The 17219-nt window shown below is 71.1% G+C and carries 17 protein-coding genes, 1 tRNA gene and 1 pseudogene; 11 read left to right on the top strand and 8 right to left on the bottom strand.

Annotation, left to right across the window (positions count from 1 at the left end; all coding sequences use genetic code 11):
- Positions 1 to 29: 29 nt before the first annotated feature.
- Both BFF78_RS26090 and BFF78_RS26085 read right to left on the bottom strand, forming a co-directional pair.
- Positions 30 to 866, bottom strand: a complete 837-nt coding sequence (locus tag BFF78_RS26090; protein ID WP_069780617.1) for a hypothetical protein — start codon at positions 864 to 866, stop codon at positions 30 to 32.
- The gene (locus tag BFF78_RS26085) at positions 850 to 1053 is read right to left on the bottom strand and encodes a hypothetical protein (protein WP_069780616.1); all 204 of its coding nucleotides are present in this window, start codon (positions 1051 to 1053) and stop codon (positions 850 to 852) included. The genes BFF78_RS26090 and BFF78_RS26085 overlap by 17 nt, the downstream gene beginning before the upstream one ends.
- 334 nt (positions 1054 to 1387) lie before the next feature.
- Between BFF78_RS26085 and BFF78_RS26080 the strand changes: the two genes are divergently transcribed.
- On the top strand, positions 1388 to 1666 hold the full coding sequence (locus BFF78_RS26080; protein ID WP_069780615.1) for a hypothetical protein: 279 nt from the start codon (positions 1388 to 1390) through the stop codon (positions 1664 to 1666).
- 324 nt (positions 1667 to 1990) lie between these two features.
- Positions 1991 to 2293 (top strand): hypothetical protein, encoded by a 303-nt coding sequence (locus tag BFF78_RS26075; RefSeq protein WP_069780614.1) that lies wholly within the window; start codon positions 1991 to 1993, stop codon positions 2291 to 2293.
- Between the two features lie 65 nt (positions 2294 to 2358).
- Here BFF78_RS26075 and BFF78_RS26070 read toward each other — a convergent pair.
- Positions 2359 to 2742 (bottom strand): annotated as a pseudogene (locus BFF78_RS26070) (GlxA family transcriptional regulator); the annotation flags it as partial.
- Positions 2743 to 2792: 50 nt separating this feature from the next.
- Here BFF78_RS26070 and BFF78_RS26065 point away from each other — a divergent pair.
- Positions 2793 to 3164, top strand: a complete 372-nt coding sequence (locus BFF78_RS26065) for a hypothetical protein (RefSeq protein WP_227025930.1) — start codon at positions 2793 to 2795, stop codon at positions 3162 to 3164.
- 65 nt (positions 3165 to 3229) lie between these two features.
- Here the strand turns inward: BFF78_RS26065 and BFF78_RS26060 are convergent, their stop codons facing one another.
- Together BFF78_RS26060 and BFF78_RS26055 are read right to left on the bottom strand one after the other, a co-directional pair.
- Positions 3230 to 4786, bottom strand: a complete 1557-nt coding sequence (locus tag BFF78_RS26060; protein ID WP_069780612.1) for an MFS transporter — start codon at positions 4784 to 4786, stop codon at positions 3230 to 3232.
- Between the two features lie 100 nt (positions 4787 to 4886).
- Complete coding sequence (locus tag BFF78_RS26055; RefSeq protein ID WP_069783818.1) at positions 4887 to 6203, bottom strand: DUF445 domain-containing protein; 1317 nt, start codon at positions 6201 to 6203, stop codon at positions 4887 to 4889.
- A 220-nt stretch (positions 6204 to 6423) separates the two neighbouring features.
- On the opposite strand from BFF78_RS26055, the gene BFF78_RS26050 reads away from it, so the two are divergent.
- Positions 6424 to 7812, top strand: a complete 1389-nt coding sequence (locus BFF78_RS26050) for an SGNH/GDSL hydrolase family protein (RefSeq protein WP_418346688.1) — start codon at positions 6424 to 6426, stop codon at positions 7810 to 7812.
- A 27-nt stretch (positions 7813 to 7839) separates the two neighbouring features.
- Positions 7840 to 8442: an RdgB/HAM1 family non-canonical purine NTP pyrophosphatase gene (rdgB, locus tag BFF78_RS26045; protein WP_069780610.1), complete on the top strand. Its 603-nt coding sequence runs from the start codon at positions 7840 to 7842 to the stop codon at positions 8440 to 8442.
- A 4-nt stretch (positions 8443 to 8446) separates the two neighbouring features.
- Here rdgB and BFF78_RS26040 read toward each other — a convergent pair.
- Both BFF78_RS26040 and bcp read right to left on the bottom strand, forming a co-directional pair.
- Positions 8447 to 8533, bottom strand: a tRNA-Leu gene (locus BFF78_RS26040).
- 48 nt (positions 8534 to 8581) lie between these two features.
- Entirely contained in the window at positions 8582 to 9049 is a 468-nt protein-coding gene (bcp, locus tag BFF78_RS26035; RefSeq protein ID WP_069780609.1) for a thioredoxin-dependent thiol peroxidase, read from the bottom strand.
- Between the two features lie 93 nt (positions 9050 to 9142).
- On the opposite strand from bcp, the gene BFF78_RS26030 reads away from it, so the two are divergent.
- On the top strand, positions 9143 to 9472 hold the full coding sequence (locus BFF78_RS26030) for a DUF3618 domain-containing protein (protein ID WP_069780608.1): 330 nt from the start codon (positions 9143 to 9145) through the stop codon (positions 9470 to 9472).
- A gap of 43 nt (positions 9473 to 9515) precedes the next feature.
- Entirely contained in the window at positions 9516 to 9875 is a 360-nt protein-coding gene (locus tag BFF78_RS26025) for a GroES family chaperonin (protein ID WP_031159553.1), read from the top strand.
- An 87-nt stretch (positions 9876 to 9962) separates the two neighbouring features.
- On the opposite strand, the gene BFF78_RS26020 is transcribed toward BFF78_RS26025, so the two are convergent.
- Complete coding sequence (locus BFF78_RS26020) at positions 9963 to 12758, bottom strand: transglycosylase domain-containing protein (protein ID WP_069780607.1); 2796 nt, start codon at positions 12756 to 12758, stop codon at positions 9963 to 9965.
- 1095 nt (positions 12759 to 13853) lie between these two features.
- On the opposite strand from BFF78_RS26020, the gene BFF78_RS26015 reads away from it, so the two are divergent.
- From BFF78_RS26015 to BFF78_RS26000, 4 genes are read left to right on the top strand one after another with little or no spacing between them, the layout of a single operon-like run.
- Positions 13854 to 14654, top strand: coding sequence for an ABC transporter permease (locus tag BFF78_RS26015; protein ID WP_069780606.1), 801 nt, complete (start codon positions 13854 to 13856; stop codon positions 14652 to 14654).
- Between the two features lie 37 nt (positions 14655 to 14691).
- Complete coding sequence (locus BFF78_RS26010) at positions 14692 to 15468, top strand: ABC transporter permease (protein ID WP_099055096.1); 777 nt, start codon at positions 14692 to 14694, stop codon at positions 15466 to 15468.
- A 3-nt stretch (positions 15469 to 15471) separates the two neighbouring features.
- The gene (locus BFF78_RS26005) at positions 15472 to 16452 is read left to right on the top strand and encodes an ABC transporter ATP-binding protein (RefSeq protein WP_069780605.1); all 981 of its coding nucleotides are present in this window, start codon (positions 15472 to 15474) and stop codon (positions 16450 to 16452) included.
- 9 nt (positions 16453 to 16461) lie between these two features.
- Positions 16462 to 17217 (top strand): DUF1707 SHOCT-like domain-containing protein, encoded by a 756-nt coding sequence (locus BFF78_RS26000; RefSeq protein WP_069780604.1) that lies wholly within the window; start codon positions 16462 to 16464, stop codon positions 17215 to 17217.
- Positions 17218 to 17219: the final 2 nt, after the last annotated feature.

The following is a 17219-nucleotide window of genomic DNA, read 5'->3' as shown; positions in this document are numbered from 1 at the left end:
TGGTCGCCGGTTTACCCGCTGAGCCACTCTCACCTCCTCCTCTCGTACGTCGCCTCCAGGTACGCCTTCACCGGGCTCGCCAGTTCCCTGTAGAACGGCGTGCGGTCGGCGGCCTGGAGTACCTGGGCGCAGATGGTCAGTTCTGCCACGCGTGCGGCTGGGGTGTCGAGGATGTGGCCGAGGGCCTGGCGGACGCGGGCTGCCGTGGCGGGGATGTGGAGGGAGTAGAGGTAGAGCTGGGCGGCGTCGAAGGCGACCGGGGCCTGCCCCCAGCCTTCCCAGTCGAGGATGGTGAGGCCGGGTCCGCCGAGATTGGACCAGTGGAAATCGCCATGGGCGGTGGACCACTCGACCTGACCGACTTCGCAGCCTGTGCATTCGGGGACGACCCGGCGGATGTACTCCTCCCGTACGGCGATGCGTTCGGTAGGAGCTTCGGCAAGGGCGTCGAGTGCGAGCCGCAGCTGCGCCCACCACGCCTCGGGGAGGGCTGGGTCCTGTTCGAGGACCGGTGAGCGGGAGATGACGGTGGCGTCCGTGTGCTGGTACAGCTCGGCCCGGTACGCCCAGCCGACGGCCTGCCAGTCGTGGACGCGGTGGAGAACAGGGCGGGGGATCACTGGAGGAAGCAGCTCCTGGGCGGTCTTCGGGCCGTCCCAGAGTTTCCCGTGTGCCTTGTCGGGGTGCTCCGCGACGACGCGGAGCCAGCCGGTGCCCTGCGCGCTGGTCACGGCACCGGAGATGGTCCGGCCGGCGTAGCCCCAGATGGGTTCCTCGGCGAGGTCGGTCAGGGTGAGAGTGGTGCACGCAATGGCCCTGGCGCTACGCATGCGCTGGGCGGTGGCGTCGTCAGGCGCCGAGAACATCGATCACCTCGTGCAGGGTCTCGTCCGGGAGCGGCGGTAGAGCGAAGACGCGATGAGCGGCCTTCCAGTGTTGCGCATGCCCGGACCCCAAGAGCACGCGATTCACCCCTGGGGTGGACGCGGCGACGCGCAGCGCGGCCTCGGCCGGGGTGGTGCCTGAGTCGATGAGTTGGGCGAGTTCGTCCACAGAAACGCGGGGCGCGCGGCGAAACCACACGGTGCCTACCGGCGCTTTCGACCACCACTGCGAGCTGAGGGCTCCCGTCCTGCCCCATTCGGTAAGTGTGACCAACGGTGTTGGGCTTGTCGTGGGCCGGATTGGGCTCTCCGCTGCGCTTGCCCGGCCGGCGGCCGTCGGTCCAGGGACCCCACGCGGTCGGCTCGCGGTGATTTATGGAATGCGCTAATAGATCATCAAACCGGCGCGTCGCCACCCCTTTTGGTGGATTTGCACATAATCTCCATCACCGTCAGAAGTCGATCTGCCACAGATCGTATTCGCCTCACATCATGGAGATGACATGCACAAGCTTCACAAGGCTGCCGTCATGGTCGCGGCCCTCGGGAGCGTCGGATTCCTGGCTTCCGGCACGGCCTACGCCGGCGGTGAGGGGGGCGGCGGGGGCGCCCACGTCGCGCAGAGTTCCAACTGCAGGTCGCACGACCTGAACGTCGACGTCCTCGGCGAGGTCGGCATCCTCAACGGCGTGCTGGGCAACGCGCTCAACGGTGAGGGCGACCCGGGCGCGCAGGACACCCACATCGGCTCGACCATGGGCTGCAGCAACAGCGCCTGGTAATAGGGCGATTCGCTGTCCCTTGGCGGCGGAAAGCGGCGGCCGGCCAGGCGACCGGTGGGCCGGCCGGCTTGCCCGCCGACGGCACGGGGCATGTGGTGACCTCGCTCGCGCACGGATACCCGACACAACCGTATGCGCGCGAGGTCGCCACGCCCGCCGTCACGTTCAAGACAGAGCAACCCACCACGCCCCCGGAGACGGAGAATTCCGCGGGGGCTTTTCCGCTGAAGACCTGACAATGATCGACTCAGGTTCAGCGCCTCCTCTCCTGCGCGTTAGCCTCGGGTTCAGACCGCGCTCACAAGTGGAGAATGAGGAGTCAGCATGGCCAGGGTTCCCAGTTCCGTCGTTGCCGCTACCGGGCTTGTCGGTGGGTACGGCGTGGCCCGGTGGACCAAGAAGCGGCAGCTCGGTGGGACCGTGCTGGCCGTTGCCGGGGTCGCTGCCGCTCAGCAGTGGCGCAAGCAGGCCGGCGGGAAGGCCGCCGGTGCGCTGAGCGCCGCCTATGTCGCCGCGTTCGCCGGGTCCCACCCGCTCGCCAAGAAGGTCGGCGCCTGGCCGTCCGTTCTCGGTGTCGCCGGTGCCGTCGCGCTCGCCTCCTGGGCCGTCGCCGACCGAAAGGCCTGAGCGGACCCGCCGCAACGCCTCGACCGGCCTCGCTGCGGCACCTGAGCAGACCACACCGCACCGATCTACCTCTCCCCCGCCCTGAACGCCCTCCGGTACGCCTGCGGGCTCGTCCCCACCACTCTCCGGAAGCGTTCCCGGAAGGCCGTGGGTGAGCCGAAGCCCGTCTGTACGGCGATGCGTTCTACAGGGTGCGCCGTGGTCTCCAGCAGGTGCTGGGCCCGTCGTACCCGTGCCCGGTGCAGCCATTGCAGCGGCGTCGTGCCGGTCTGTTCGCGGAAGCGGCGGTTGAGGGTGCGGGTGCTCATGCCCGCCTGGGCCGCGATCTCGTCCAGGGTGAGGTCGCGGTCGCTGTGGTCCTCCAGCCAGCGCAGCAGGGGCTCCAGGGTGGCACCCGAAGGCGCCGGGGGCAGGTCGTGGACGATGAACTGGGCCTGCCCGCCCTCCCGACGTCCTCGCCGCCATCGTCGCCGTGGGCCCCGTGACCGTCGCCGCCAGCATGTTCCCGCCCGTCGCACGCCGGGCCCTCGCCGCGCCCGGCGACGACGGCGGCGCCTTCGGAACGCTCGGCCTGCTGCACCGGATCTGCCGGGTCTACGCCCTCGTCGGCGTCGTCGTCCCGGTGTTCGGGTTCGCCACCGCGAGCGAGATGGGTGTGCTCGGCAGCGCCTGGCTGATCGTGTCGATCGCGCTGACCGCCCTCGCCGCCGTCGTCCTCGCCGCGCTGGTGCTGCCCGCCCAGAGCGCGGTGGTGGAGGGCAGGGGCACACATCCCGCGCGGCTCGCCATGTGCACCGGGATGTTCAACCTGCTGTGGGCCACCGTGACCGTCCTGATGATCGTGCGTCCCGGCTCCACGACCGGAGCCTGAACGCCCCGGCCACGCAGGAACGTTCGCCGGGTGGTCGGCCCAACGGGCCACAGGAAGCAGATGAGTTACGGCCTGCTCGGCGTCGGCGGTGCCGCGGGGCCCCGGCCCTGCCCCCGTGTGCCGGGCGTGGGCCGGGTCGCCGCCCTGGCCCGCGTCGCCACCGCCGTCAGCGGGCGGGCGATGTCCTCCAGGGAGCGGCGTTCGGCCCGTACCGCGAGGGCGGCTGCCGTCAGGCCCGCCGCGCACATCAGGGCCGCGCCGATGGAGAAGGCGAGGACCGTGTCGCCGACCTTGCCCGTGCCGGTGAGGTCGGCGAACAGCAGGGGGCCGCTGATGCCGCCGGCCGCGGTGCCGAGGGCGTAGAAGAAGGCGATGGACATGGCCCGTGTCTCCATCGGGAAGATCTCGGAGACCGTCAGATACGCGCTGGACGCTCCTGCCGAGGCGAAGAAGAGGACCGCGCACCAGCAGGCCGTCAGCGTGCCCGCGCTCAGCGAACCCCGGTCGAACAGCCACGCCGTGCCGAACAGCAGCAGGCCGGAGAGCAGGTACGTCGAGGAGATCATGACCCGGCGGCCGACCGTGTCGAACAGCTTGCCCAGCAGCAGCGGGCCGCAGAAGTTGCCGACCGCGATCACCGCGAAGTAGTAGCCGGTGCGGTCGGAGGGGATGTTGAAGAACTTCGTCAGGATCGCGCCGAAGCCGAAGGTGATCGCGTTGTACAGGAACGCCTGGCCGATGAAGAGGGAGAAGCCGAGGACGGCACGCCCGCGGTAGTGGCCGAAGACCGTGCGGGCGATCTCCATGAAGGTCACGCTCTTGCGCTGGTGGATCTCCAGCTCGCCCTGCGGCTCGGGCAGCGGCACGCCCTTCTCCCGCTCCACCCGGCGCTCGATGCCGCAGACGATCTCCTCCGCCTCCCGGTCCCTGCCGTGGATCAGCAGCCAGCGCGGGCTTTCGGGGACATGGCGGCGTACGAGGAGAATGACGAGCGCGAGTACGGCGCCGAGGGCGAACGTCAGGCGCCAGCCGACGTTCACCGGCAGCAGGTTGGTGTTGAGCGCGACGATCGACAGCAGGGAGCCGCCGATCGCGCCCAGCCAGAAGCTGCCGTTGATGATCAGGTCGACCCGGCCGCGGTGGTGCGCCGGGATCAGCTCGTCGATCGCGGAGTTGATCGCCGCGTACTCGCCGCCGATGCCGAAGCCGGTCAGGAAGCGGAACAGGAAGAACCACCAGGCTTCCCAGGAGACGGATGTGAGCGCCGTCGCCGCCAGGTACACCGCCAGGGTGATCATGAAGAGCTTCTTGCGGCCGAAGCGGTCGGTCAGGCGGCCCCAGAACAGTGCGCCCGAGCAGGCGCCGGCCACATACAGCGCGGCGGCCACACCGGTGATCTGGCCCGAGGTGATCGACAGCCCGCTGCCCGGTTCGGCCAGACGCCCGGCGATGTTGCCGACGACCGTGACCTCCAGGCCGTCGAGGATCCATACGGTGCCCAGGCCGATCACGATCGTCCAGTGCCAGCGGGACCAGGGCAGGCGGTCCAGCCGGGCGGGGATGTCGGTGGTGATGGTCCGGCCGGTCCGCGCCGACGGCGCCGGCGTCTCGGCTGCGCTCATGGGCTCCCTCCTCGTCGAAGGACGTCCCCCGGGGCGGCGGGAGGCCGGGGGGACGGCAGGACGGGTGCCCCCGGCCCGCGGAACCACTCGCGGTCCGGGCTCAGGCGCCGAGCGTCTGCGTCACCACGTAGATCAGCAGTCCCGCCAGTGACCCCACCACCGTGCCATTGATCCGGATGAACTGCAGGTCGCGGCCGATGTGCGCCTCGATCTTCCGGGTGGTGTGCTCCGCGTCCCAGCTCGCCACGGTGTCCGTGATCAGCGAGGTGATCTCCTTGCGGTACGTCGTCACCACGTGCACCGCCGCGCCCTCGACCCAGCTGTCGACCTTCTCCTGCACCCTGGGCTCGGTCGCCATCCGCGCGCCCAGCGACAGCAGCTGGGCCCGCACCCGCAGCCGTAGCTCGCTCTGCTCGTCCTCGGCCGCCGCGACGATCATGGACCGTACGGCCGTCCAGGCGGACGCGATCAGGTCCTGCACCTCGCCCCGGCCCAGCACCTCGCCCTTGAGCCGCTCCACCCGCACCCGCGTGTCCGTGTCGGACTGCAGATCGGAGGCGAAGTCGGTGAGGAACCGGTCCAGCGCGCCGCGTGCCGGGTGGGTGGGCATGTCCCGCATCTCGGTGACGAACCGCAGCAGCTCCTTGTAGACCCGCTCGCCCACCCTGCGGTCCACGAATCTCGGGGTCCAGCCGGGCGCACCGCCCTCCACCGCGACCATCACGTCGTCCCGGTGCAGCACCAGCCAGTCGTGCGCGCGGGCCACCACCAGGTCCACCGCCCGCCGGTGCGCGCCGTCGGCGACGATCCCCTCCAGCATCTTGCCGATGCCCGGGGCGATCTCCTTGGTGTTCGCGCGCCGCGTGATGGCCTCCGTCACGACGGCCTGCACGTCGGTTTCCCGCAGCACGGTCAGCGCGCCGCGCAGCGCGGTCGCCAGTTCCGCCGTCACCCGGTCCGCGTGCTCCGGCTCGGCCAGCCAGGTCCCGAGCCGGCTGCCGATGCCGACCGACCGCAGCCGCTGGCGTACGACGTCCTCGGAGAGGAAGTTCTCGCCGACGAACTCGCCGAGGGAGATGCCCAGCTGGTCCTTCTTGGTGGGGATGATCGCGGTGTGCGGGATGGGCAGTCCGAGCGGGTGCCGGAAGAGCGCGGTGACGGCGAACCAGTCGGCGAGCGCGCCCACCATGCCGGCCTCGGCGGCCGCCGCGACATAGCCCGCCCAGGTCCCGGCGCCCTCGTGCGAGGCGAGCTTGGCCAGGACGTAGATCAACGCCACGAACAGCAGCATGCTCGTCGCCGTGAGCTTCATGCGCCGCACCCCGCGCCGGCGCTCCTCGTCGGCCGGGGTGAAGGCCGTCATCGTCTTGTACGACACACCCCGCGCCGGCGGTGTTCCGGTCTCGGTAGGTCCCATCAGCTCCACCCGTTCAGCTCCACCCGTGCGGTGATCCCGCTCGGTGATCCCGTACCCAATTGTCCCTTCCTGACCGACTCCCGGAACGGGACAAGAGTTCCCGGTGTCTTTCGGAAAGGGTTTCGGCCAGGGCCCTGACGGCTCTGCCCGGCCCATGACGCATCATGGGCTCAACAAGATCGGAGCCTCGGGCTCCCATCCCGAGGAGAACAACACAAGCGTGACCAGACGTCGTGACGGGGGTGCGGGGCCCGCTGCGGAGCAGCGAATGCCTGGAGCCCCCGCAAGGCACCGTGCGGTATTGAGTGCGCTCGTGGCGCTGGTCCTGGCCGTCTCCGCCGCCATCTACCTCTCCGTGTCGGCCGGCGAGGGCACCCCGCGCGGCGCCCTCGCCGACGACCGCCCGCACCACGGCTCCTCCGTCGCCCCCGCCTCGGCCGGCACCTGGGTCGGCACCTGGTCCACCGCCCCCGTCGGCGGCGAGCCCGGCACCGAGACGCAGGGGCTCGCGGGCCACTCGGTCCGCAATGTCGTGCACGCCGACATGGGCGGTACGAGCGCCCGGATCACGCTGTCCAACCTCTACGGCCAGGCCCCGCTGACCATCACCCACGCCTCGATCGCGCTGTCCTCGGGCGACGGCAGTGCCGCGGCCGACCCGGAGTCGATGCGCCGCCTCACCTTCGACGGCGCCACCAGCGTGGTGATACCCCCCGGCGAACAGATCGTCAGCGACGCCGTACGCCTCGTCGTGCCGCACGACAGCGACGTCCTGGTCACCACCTACTCGCCCACCCCCTCCGGCCCGGTCACCTACCACCCGCACGCCCGGCAGATCTCCTACGTCGCCGCCGGCGACGCCACCGAGGACGCGACCGGCACCCCGTACACCGAACAGACGCCGCACTGGCGGTACTTGACGTCCCTGGACGTCCTCAGCAACGAGGCCGACGGCACCGTCGTCGTCTTCGGCGACTCCATCACCGACGGCATCACCTCCACCGTCGGCGCCAACCACCGCTGGCCGGACATCCTCGCGGGCCGGCTGCGCGCCGCCGTCGAGGGCGGGCGCCATGTGCCGCGCTACAGCGTCGTGAACGAGGGCATCAGCGGCAACCAGGTCCTCACCGACGGGCTGGGCCGGCCCGCCGAGAACCAGAGCGGCCTCGGCCGCTTCGGCCGCGACGCGCTCTCCCACCCGGGCGTCAAGGCCGTCGTCATCGACCTCGGCGTCAACGACATCCTGCGCAACCCGGAGCTCGCCGACCCCGACCGCATCGTCGCCGGTCTGCGCGCCCTCGTCGGCCAGGCCCACGCGCGCGGTCTGAAGGTCGTCGGCGCCACGCTGATGCCCTACCGGGGCCACCGCGGCTGGACGGCGGCCCGTGAGGCGGTACGGCAGCGGGTCAACGCGGAGATCCGGGCCGGTGGCGTGTACGACGCGGTCGTGGACTTCGACAAGGCGCTGCGCGACCCCTACGACCCGCGCCGGCTGCGCCCCGACTACGACTCCGGCGACCATCTGCACCCCGGCGACCTGGGCTTCGGCAGGATGGCCTCGGTGTTCGACCTGAGCATGCTGGGCGGCGCGGGGCAGGCGGAACTGTAGGCACCGCGGCGAGGAATACTGGCGGGCATGACCCGCTTGATCCTCGCCACCCGCAACGCCGGAAAGATCACCGAGCTGAGGGCCATCCTGGCCGACGCCGGGCTCACCCACGAACTCGTCGGCGCCGACGCCTACCCCGACGTCCCGGACGTCAAGGAGACCGGCGTCACCTTCGCCGAGAACGCCCTCCTCAAGGCCCACGCCCTCGCCCGGGCCACCGGCCTCCCGGCCGTCGCCGACGACTCCGGCCTCTGCGTCGACGTCCTGAACGGCGCCCCCGGCATCTTCTCCGCCCGCTGGGCCGGCCGCCACGGCGACGACAGGGCCAACCTGGACCTGCTGCTGGCCCAGCTCTCCGACATCACGGACGAGCACCGCGGCGCCCACTTCGCGTGCGCCGCGGCCCTGGCGCTGCCGGACGGGCGGGAACGGGTGGTCGAGGGCCGGCTGCCGGGTGTCCTGCGGCACGCTCCCGCCGGTACGGGCGGCTTCGGCTACGACCCGATCCTCCAGCCGGAGGGCGAGAACCGGACGTGCGCCGAGCTGAGTGCCGAGGAGAAGAACGCGATCAGCCACCGCGGCAAGGCGTTCCGGGCGCTGGTGCCGGTCGTTCGGGAGCTGCTCGGCTGAACTCTGGTGCGGCCGGAGGGACTCGAACCCTCACGGGAGTTACCCCACTGGGACCTAAACCCAGCGTGACTGCCAATTCCACCACGGCCGCGTGCTGCTGCCCGGCCATGCTAGCGGCCGGGCAGCGGGTCCCGAGGTTTCAGATACCCAGATCCTTGATGATCTTTGCCACGTGGCCGGTGGCACGGACGTTGTACAGGGCCCGTTCGACCTTGCCCTGCTCGTCGACGACGATCGTGGAGCGGATGACGCCCAGGTACGTCTTGCCGTAGTTCTTCTTCTCGCCGTAGGCGCCGTAGGCCTCGGTGACCTGCTTGTCCGGGTCGGCGAGGAGCGTGACCTTCAGGGACTCCTTCTCACGGAACCTGGCCAGCTTCTCCGGGGCGTCGGGGCTGATGCCGATGACGTCGTAGCCGGCGCCGGCCAGCAGGTCCAGGTTGTCGGTGAAGTCGCAGGCCTGCTTGGTGCAGCCGGGGGTCAGGGCGGCCGGGTAGAAGTAGACGATGACCTTGCGGCCCTTGTGGTCCGACAGGGACACCTCGGTGCCGTCGGCGTCGGGGAGGGTGAAGGCGGGGGCCACGTCCCCCGGCTGGAGTCGCTCGCTCATCGGGCCAGCGTAACCGGGGGGCCTTGCGGTGCGGTGCGGGCATGAGCTGACAGACTGTCCGGAACAGCATCAGGAGACTTCGGAGGCCGTACGGTGGCGGACACCTCGGACACCAGAACCCCCGCGCAGATCGAGGCGGACATCAAGCGCCGCCGTGAAGTGCTGGCCGAGACGCTCGACGAGATCGGGGTGCGGGTACATCCGCAGACGATCATCGGGGATGCCAAGGCCAAGGTCGTCGCCAACCTCGACCACACCGTCGGCCGGGCGTATGTGCAGGTCAACCGGGTGGTCAGCGAGGTGCGCGCGCAGTTCGTGAACGAGGAGGGCGGGCTGCGGGCGGAGCGGGTCGTGCCCGTGGCGCTGCTCGCCGTCGGGGTGGTCGGGCTGCTCGCACTGGGAAGTCGGCGGCGCAAGGGCTGACCCGGGCACGTACAGGCACGCGGAAGGCAGGTAAGTTCGAGGCGTGAGCGCCAACAGAAACCAGCACAGCACCCCCCATCACGACAAGCTTCCCATCCGGATGCTGCACGACCGGGTTCTGGTCAAGCAGGAGACCGGCGAGGGCGAGCGGCGGTCGGGGGGCGGCATCCTGATTCCCGCCACGGCGGCGGTCGGACGGCGGCTGGCCTGGGCCGAGGTCGTCGCGGTCGGGCAGAACGTGCGGACCGTGGAGCCGGGTGACCGGGTCCTGTTCGATCCGGAGGACCGGGCCGAGGTCGAGGTGCGGGGTGTGGCGTACGTGCTCATGCGCGAGCGGGATCTGCACGCCGTGGCCGCGGACCGCTTCGAGGGGTCGGAGGACTCCACCGGCCTGTATCTCTGAGTCCGGAACGGTGAAGGGGCTGGTGACCATGGTCACCAGCCCCTTCACCGTTCCCTGGCTGTGTGCGTGAGGGAGCCCGCCGAGGCGTCAGGCCGCGGGGTCGCCGCCTCCGGCGCCGGCGGCCGTGCCGGTCGTACCACCGCCGCCGGTCGGGTCCCCGCCGGTGGCCGTGCCGCCGCCGGCGGCCGTACCACCGCCGCCGGTCGCGTCCCCGCCGGTGGTGCCCCCGCCGCCGGTCGTGGTGCCCCCACCGGTCGTGGTGCCCCCGCCGGTGGTGGTGCCGCCACCGGTGGTCGTGTTGCCGCCGCCGGTGGTGCCGGTGCCGCCGGTGGTGGTCGGACCGCCGGTGGTGGGGGTGCCGGTGGCGCCGCCGGCCGGGCTGTTGGTCGCACCGCCGGTGGTCGGGCTCGCGGTCGCACCGCCGTTCTGGCCACCGGTCGTGCCCGGCTGGGCCGAGCCGGTCGCGCTCGGCGGCTGCGGCTCGTCGGCGCCCTGCTCCAGCTGAAGGTCGAAGTCGGAGGAGGGCGCGTTCTTCAGCGCGTCGTGCGTGTACTGGGCCCAGATCTGGGTCGGCGGGCCGCCACCGTTCATCCGGGGCTCGCCGAGGGCGCCGTACAGCGGCATGTGCTTGGCCGTGACCGGGTCCTGGCCCATGACCGAGACCACCGTGGCCAGGTCGGGGGTGTAACCGGCGAACCAGGCGGCGGTGTCGTTCTCGGCCGTACCGGTCTTGCCCGCGGCCGGGCGGTCCGCGGCCTGGGCGGCGGTGGCGGTGCCGTTCTCGACCACGCTCTGCAGGATCGACGTGGTGGTGTCGGCGGCCTCCCGGCTGACGGCCTGCTTGACCTGCTGGTCGGGCAGCTTGATGTCCTGGGTGCCGTCCTTGGTGATCTTCTCGATCAGGGTGTACGTGCCGTGCTTGCCGTGGTTGGCGAGCGTGGCGTACGCCTCCGCCATGTTCAGGACGCTGGCGTTGGCGGTGCCGAGGGCGATGGACGGGTACGGCTGCATGTCCGGGGTGTCGGAGGGGATGCCCAGGTCGACCGCGGTCTGCTTGACCTTGGCGGGGCCGACGTCGACGGCCATCTGCGCGTACACGGCGTTCACGGACAGGTCGGTCGCCTTGGTGACGGGGATCTGGCCGTACGACTTCTGGTCCTCGTTCTGCGGGGCGTATCCGCCGCCGCTCCAGCCCTGTACGGGGCGCTCGTTGGTGCCGTCGTACATGGTGTTGGGGGTGATGGTGCGGCCGTCCTGGGTGGTCGAGCCGTTCACCACCGCCGAGGTGAACACGAAGGGCTTGAACGTCGAGCCGACCTGGAAGTCACCGCGGGTCGCGCCGTTGGTGTACTGCTTCACGTAGTCGATGCCGCCGTACATGGCGACGACCTTGCCGGTCTTCGGGTCGACGGAGGCGCCACCGGCCCGCACGTAGTTGTCGGCCTTGTTGTTCTTCTTGTCCAGCTTGGCGATCAGCTGGTCGTTGACCGCCTTGACGAAGGCGTTCTGCCTGTTCTTCTGGATGGTGGTGGTGATGCGGTAGCCGCCGGCGGCGAGCTGGTCGTCGGTGAGGATGTTGTTCGTGGTCAGGTAGTGCTTGACCGCCTCGACGAGGTAGCCGCGCTGGCCGGACATGCCCGTGGAGACCGTCTGCTCCTTCGGCATCGGGAACTTCATCCCGGCGCGCTCGGACTGGCCGAGCCAGCCCTTCTTGACCATGCCGTCCAGGACGTAGTTCCAGCGGGCGACGGCCGCGGCCTTGTTCTCGGGGTGGGCGACGACGTCGTACTCGCTGGGCGCGTTCACGAGCGCGGCGAGGTAGGCGGCGCGGGCCGGGTCGAGGTTCTCGGCGTCCACGCCGTAGTAGGCCTGGGCGGCGGACTGGATGCCGTAGGCGTTGCGGCCGAAGTAGCTGGTGTTGAGGTAGCCCTCGAGGATCTCGTCCTTGGACTTGTTGCGGTCCAGCTTGATCGAGATGAAGAACTCCTTGGCCTTGCGGGTGACCGTCTGTTCCTGGCCCAGGTAGTAGTTCTTCACGTACTGCTGGGTGATCGTCGAGCCGGACTGCTTGCCCTTGCCGGTCGCCGTGTTCCAGGCGGCGCGCAGCATCGCCTTCGGGTCGATGGCCGACTCGCTGTAGAAGTCGCGGTCCTCGGCGGCCAGTACGGCGTGCTGGGCGTCCTTGGAGACCTGGGCGAGGCTGACGTTCTCCCGGTTGATGTCACCGTCGCGGGCCAGCTGGGAGCCGTCGGCGTAGAGGTAGACGTTGGCCTGCTTGGTCGCGAGGGCGTTGGCCGGCGGGATGTTGACCATGGAGTAGCCGAGGAAGAACAGCCCGACGAGCAGCAGCACACCCATGACGAAGGTGCCGAGCACCATCCGCCAGGTGGGAACGACCCGCCGCCAACCGGTCCGCTTGGGACGCTTGGGCTTCTTGCCCGTGGGGGTCCCCCCGTCGGGCTGAGCGTCGGCGTGGCCGGTGCCGGTGGTGTTGTTGCCGGTGGTGGTGTTGCCGGTGGTGTCGGTCCGAGGGCCGCGGGTGGCCGCTCCGGCGGCGCCGGCCGCGCCCGCCTGGGATGCCTGGCCCGCGGCGCCCGCGGCAGCCGCGGCTCCGGCTGCGCCCACCGCTCCGGCCGCCTGGGCGGCGCGGTTCGCGCCGCCGCCACGGCGTGCGGTGTCGGGGCCGGTCGTACGAGGGGTGCGGCCGGTGGCGTTCGGCGCCTCGGCCGGAGAGTCGGTGGCCGTCTCGGCGGGGCCGCCGCCCTGCTCGCCCGCGCGGGGCGCGTTGACCCGGCGGAGAATCTGGGTGGTCTCGGGCGTCCCGGCCGGCGTACCCGGCTGGTTCTCCTGGGAAGCCCGGGGTGGTGTGACCCGCCGGAGCACCTGCGTGCTCTCGGCCGACTGCGGCGGCTCGGAAGCGGCCCCGGCTCCCTCGGCCCCGGCCGAGCCCCCACGAGCGGCCGGTGTACGACGGGTCGCCGAACCCCCACCGGACGCGGAGGCCGCGTTCGAAGCCGTACCGGCTGCTGAACCACCCGAGGTCGAGCCGCCCTCACGAGCCGACCCACCCCGGCCGGCACCCTCACCGGACGCCCGCCCGGAAGCCGAAGCCCCGCCGGAAGCCGACGTGCCACGAGCCGCCGGGCCCTTGCCCCTGCCGCTGCCTGAGACCTCACCGGACGCCGAGGCACCACCGGAACCCGAGGCCTCAGCGGACGCCGAGCCACCACCGGAGCCCGAAGCCCCACCGGACGCCGACCCACCGCCAGAACCCGAGGCCCCACCGGAGCCCGAGGCCCCACCGGACGCAGAGCCACCACCGGAGCCCGGGACCCCACCGGACGCCGTGAACTCGCCCGAGGTCGTGTCGCCGCTCGGCGCGGTCGCGCCCTGCTGTTCCGTCCGGCCGCCGCGGGCCGCCTGGCGGGCCCGGGCCATGGAGGCCGTGCGGTCCATGGCCGAGCGGTCCTCCGGGGCCGAGCCGTCCTGGGACGCCCCGCCGTCACCCGTTCGGCCGAGCCCGGCCTGCCCAGCCCCCTCGGCGTGACGGGACTCACCGCCCGTCCGCTCGGCGTGACGCGGCTCGCCGGCGTCTGCCGTCGGACTGGGCTCGGCTGTGCTCGGTGTTGTTGCGGACGGTGTCGGCTTGCCGGTTGCCCTGGGTGTGGCGGGGGCCGTTTCGTCACGGCTCCCGGGATCACCGGGCCCCTCAGCCTGCAGCGGCTCTGTCGGCGGCACGCCCTCGTTCGGCTGCTGCGGCTGCGGCTCGTCGCTCATGTCGTGCACGGACTCCTGTTTCGCGTCGTACGTTCCCGTACGCCTCGTACGCTTCTGCGCCCCCGGTTTGAAGACTCTCGCACCTGGCGTTCCGTTCCCGGATCCCGGCACGCTTCGGCATGAAATTGCGTGGCCGGCAGCCGGACCCCAGGACTAGGCTCCTGCGCTTCGGTGTCGAGCGGTCCCGGGAGGTGGACTGACGTGAGCGCGGGACGGTTGTACGTGGCCGTCGCGGCGGGGGGATTCAGACGGTACGCGACGTATCGCACCGCCACTGCGGCAGGGGTGTTCACCAACACCGTCTTCGGGCTGATCCTCGTCTACACCTACCGCGCGCTGTGGGACGAGCGGCCGCACCTCGGCGGGTGGGATCAGGCACAGGTCATGACATACGTGTGGCTGGGTCAGGCATTGCTCGCGGCGCTGGCGATCGGGGGCGGCGGCATAGAGAACGAGCTGATGGAACGCATCCGTACGGGGGACGTGGCGATCGACCTGTACCGGCCCGCCGACCTGCAGCTGTGGTGGCTGGCCACCGATCTCGGCCGGGCGTTCTTCCAGTTGCTGGGGCGGGGGCTCGTTCCCTTCGTCGTCGGTGCCCTGTGTTTCCCGGTGTACTTACCCAGGGATGTGGGCACCTGGGCCGCCTTCCTCGTCGCCGTGCTGCTGGCGATGCTCGTCGGGTTCGGGATCCGCTACCTGGTCGCGCTGAGCGCGTTCTGGCTGCTGGACGGCCAGGGTGTGACGCAGATGTCATGGCTCGCGGGGTTCTTCTGCTCCGGCATGCTGCTGCCGCTGAACGTCTTCCCGGGGGCGCTCGGCGCGGTCGTACGGGTCCTGCCCTGGTCCTCGCTGCTCCAGGCGCCGGCCCAGATCCTGCTGGGGCACGGGGATCCGCTGGGCACGTACGTGTTCCAGGGGGCGTGGGCGGTGGTGCTGCTGGGCGCCGGGCGGCTGGTGCAGTCGGCGGCGACACGGCGGGTGGTGGTCCAGGGTGGGTGAGGCCGGCCGGCTCCGGGAGGGGCTGCGGGCGTATCTGATGATCGCCGGGATGTGGATCAGGTCCACGATGGCCTACCGCGCCTCCTTCGCGATGACCACGTTCGGCAACTTCTCGGCGACCCTCCTCGACTTCGTCGCGATCATGCTGATGTTCTCCCGGGTGGACACCCTCGGCGGCTGGTCGCTGCCCGAGGTGGCCTTCCTCTACGGCCTGTCCGGTACGGCCTTCGGTCTTGCCGACCTGCTGATCGGCTCGATGGAGCGGCTGGGGCGCCGGGTGCGCGACGGCACGCTGGACACGCTGCTGGTGCGTCCGGCGCCGGTGCTGGCCCAGGTGGCGGCCGACCAGTTCGCTCTGCGCAGACTGGGCCGGGTGGTACAGGGCCTGCTCGTGCTGGGCTGGGCGCTGACCCGGCTGGACGTCACCTGGACGCCGGTGAAGCTGCTGCTCATGCCGGTGATGGCGGTGAGCGGCTGCGGGATCTTCTGCGCGGTGTTCGTGGCGGGGGCGGCCTTCCAGTTCCTGGCACAGGACGCCTCGGAGGTGCAGAACGCCTTCACCTACGGCGGGACGACACTGCTGCAGTATCCGCCGACCGTGTTCGCGAAGGAGCTGGTGCGCGGGGTGACGTTCGTGCTGCCGCTGGCCTTCGTCAACTGGCTGCCCGCGACCTATGTGCTGGGGCGGCCGTATCCGCTGGATCTGCCGCGGTGGACGGCGTTCGCACCGCCGCTGGTGGCGGTGGCGTGCTGTGCGCTGGCGGGGCTGGCCTGGCGGGCGGGACTTCGTTCGTACCGGAGCACAGGGAGCTAGCAGATGACGGACGGCCACCTCACCGAGGACTTCATCGCGCTGGAGAACGTCGAGAAGGTCTTCGAGGTGCACAAGAGGACCGGGTTCCTGAAACGGGAGCGGCGCGAGGTGCGGGCGGTGGACTCGCTGTCGTTCACCGTGCCGCGCGGGGAGATGGTCGGGTACATCGGGCCGAACGGCGCCGGGAAGTCGACCACGATCAAGATGCTGACGGGCATCCTGACGCCGAGTGCGGGGCGGCTGCGGGTGGCCGGGATCGACCCGTCCCGGGAGCGGCGGCGTCTCGCGCACCGCATCGGGGTGGTGTTCGGGCAGCGTACGACCCTGTGGTGGGACCTGCCGCTGATCGACTCCTACCGTCTCGCGCACCGCATGTACCGGATCCCGGACGCCCGTTACCGCGAGAACCTGGACCGGCTGGTCGAACTCCTGGAGCTGGGCACCCTGCTGGACGTCCCCGTACGGCAGCTCTCGCTCGGGCAGCGGATGCGCGGTGACATCGCGGCGGCCCTGCTGCACGACCCCGAGGTGCTGTACCTGGACGAGCCGACGATCGGCCTGGACGTCGTGTCGAAGGCGAAAGTCCGCGGTTTCCTGCGGGAGTTGAACACCGAGCGGAGCACGACGGTGCTGCTGACCACGCACGACCTGCAGGACATCGAGCAGTTGTGCTCGCGGGTGATGGTGATCGACCACGGCCGGCTGATGTACGACGGCCCGCTCACGGGGCTGCACGAGGCCGGGGAGAGCGAGCGGACGCTGGTGGTGGACCTGGAGCGGGAGCTGCCGCCGGTCGAGGCGCCCTCGGCGCGGGTGGTGCGGGTGGAGGGGCCGCGGCAGTGGCTGGCGTTCCCGGCCGGGCAGTCGGCGGCGCCGCTCGTCGCGTATCTCGCGGCGGAGTATCCGCTGGTGGACCTGTCGGTGCGGGAGCCTGACATCGAGGCCGTCATCGCCAAGATGTACGCGGAGAAGGCGGTCTCGTAGGCTTCTGTCATGACCGACGACGCAGTCCCGGACCTCCGGGCGTCCGACAGGGACCGTGAACAGGTCGCCGAGGTCCTGCGGGACGCCCTCGCCGAGGGCCGGCTCGACATGGTCGAGTTCGAGGAGCGGCTGGAAGCGACGTACAAGGCGCGTACGTACGCCGAGCTGGCGCCGATCACCCGGGACCTGCCGACGGCGGGCACCGCCCCCGTTCCTGTCCCGGTCTCCTTCACCAAGGAGACTGCTCAGAGCGGGAGTTGGGCGTCCCGGATCGTCGGCGGCGAGGGGACCTCGACGGGCGGGATCGCGATCCTGTCGGGGTTCGAGCGCAAGGGCCGCTGGACGGTGCCGAGGCGGTTCAACTGCTTCGCGTTCATGGGCGGCGGCGAGATCGACCTGCGCGAGGCGAACTTCGCGGACCGCGAGGTCGAGATCAACTGTGTGGCGATCATGGGTGGCCTGCAGGTCACCGTGCCGCCGGGGGTCGAGGTCGTGGTACGCGGCATCGGCGTCATGGGCGGCTTCGAGCACCCGAGGGACGACGGCCCGCCGGACCCGGGCGCGCCCCGGGTGATCATCGGTGGTTTCGCCTTCTGGGGCGGGGTCGGCGTCCAGCGCAAGGTCACGCGTGCGGAGCGCCTGCAGCTGAAGGAGCAGCGCCGCCAGGAGAGGCTGGAGCACAGGGAGCAGCGGCACGAGTTGCTCCGCGAGCGGCGCGAGGGAAGGCGTGAGGGCCGGGAGCGGCGGCGGTACGACGGGTCCTGAGC

Source organism: Streptomyces fodineus, assembly GCF_001735805.1.
Classification (GTDB): domain Bacteria; phylum Actinomycetota; class Actinomycetes; order Streptomycetales; family Streptomycetaceae; genus Streptomyces; species Streptomyces fodineus.
The sequence above is the reverse complement of the archived record's forward strand: the minus strand, read 5'-3'. Positions and strand labels throughout refer to the sequence as shown.

Coding starts and splice junctions, on each gene's coding strand:
- BFF78_RS26090 (WP_069780617.1), bottom strand. CDS start 866: ATGTTCTCGGCGCCTGACGACGCCACCGCCCAGCGCATGCGTAGCGCC.
- BFF78_RS26080 (WP_069780615.1), top strand. CDS start 1,388: ATGCACAAGCTTCACAAGGCTGCCGTCATGGTCGCGGCCCTCGGGAGC.
- BFF78_RS26075 (WP_069780614.1), top strand. CDS start 1,991: ATGGCCAGGGTTCCCAGTTCCGTCGTTGCCGCTACCGGGCTTGTCGGT.
- BFF78_RS26065 (WP_227025930.1), top strand. CDS start 2,793: ATGTTCCCGCCCGTCGCACGCCGGGCCCTCGCCGCGCCCGGCGACGAC.
- BFF78_RS26060 (WP_069780612.1), bottom strand. CDS start 4,786: ATGAGCGCAGCCGAGACGCCGGCGCCGTCGGCGCGGACCGGCCGGACC.
- BFF78_RS26055 (WP_069783818.1), bottom strand. CDS start 6,203: ATGGGACCTACCGAGACCGGAACACCGCCGGCGCGGGGTGTGTCGTAC.
- rdgB (WP_069780610.1), top strand. CDS start 7,840: ATGACCCGCTTGATCCTCGCCACCCGCAACGCCGGAAAGATCACCGAG.
- bcp (WP_069780609.1), bottom strand. CDS start 9,049: ATGAGCGAGCGACTCCAGCCGGGGGACGTGGCCCCCGCCTTCACCCTC.
- BFF78_RS26010 (WP_099055096.1), top strand. CDS start 14,692: ATGATCGCCGGGATGTGGATCAGGTCCACGATGGCCTACCGCGCCTCC.
- BFF78_RS26005 (WP_069780605.1), top strand. CDS start 15,472: ATGACGGACGGCCACCTCACCGAGGACTTCATCGCGCTGGAGAACGTC.
- BFF78_RS26000 (WP_069780604.1), top strand. CDS start 16,462: ATGACCGACGACGCAGTCCCGGACCTCCGGGCGTCCGACAGGGACCGT.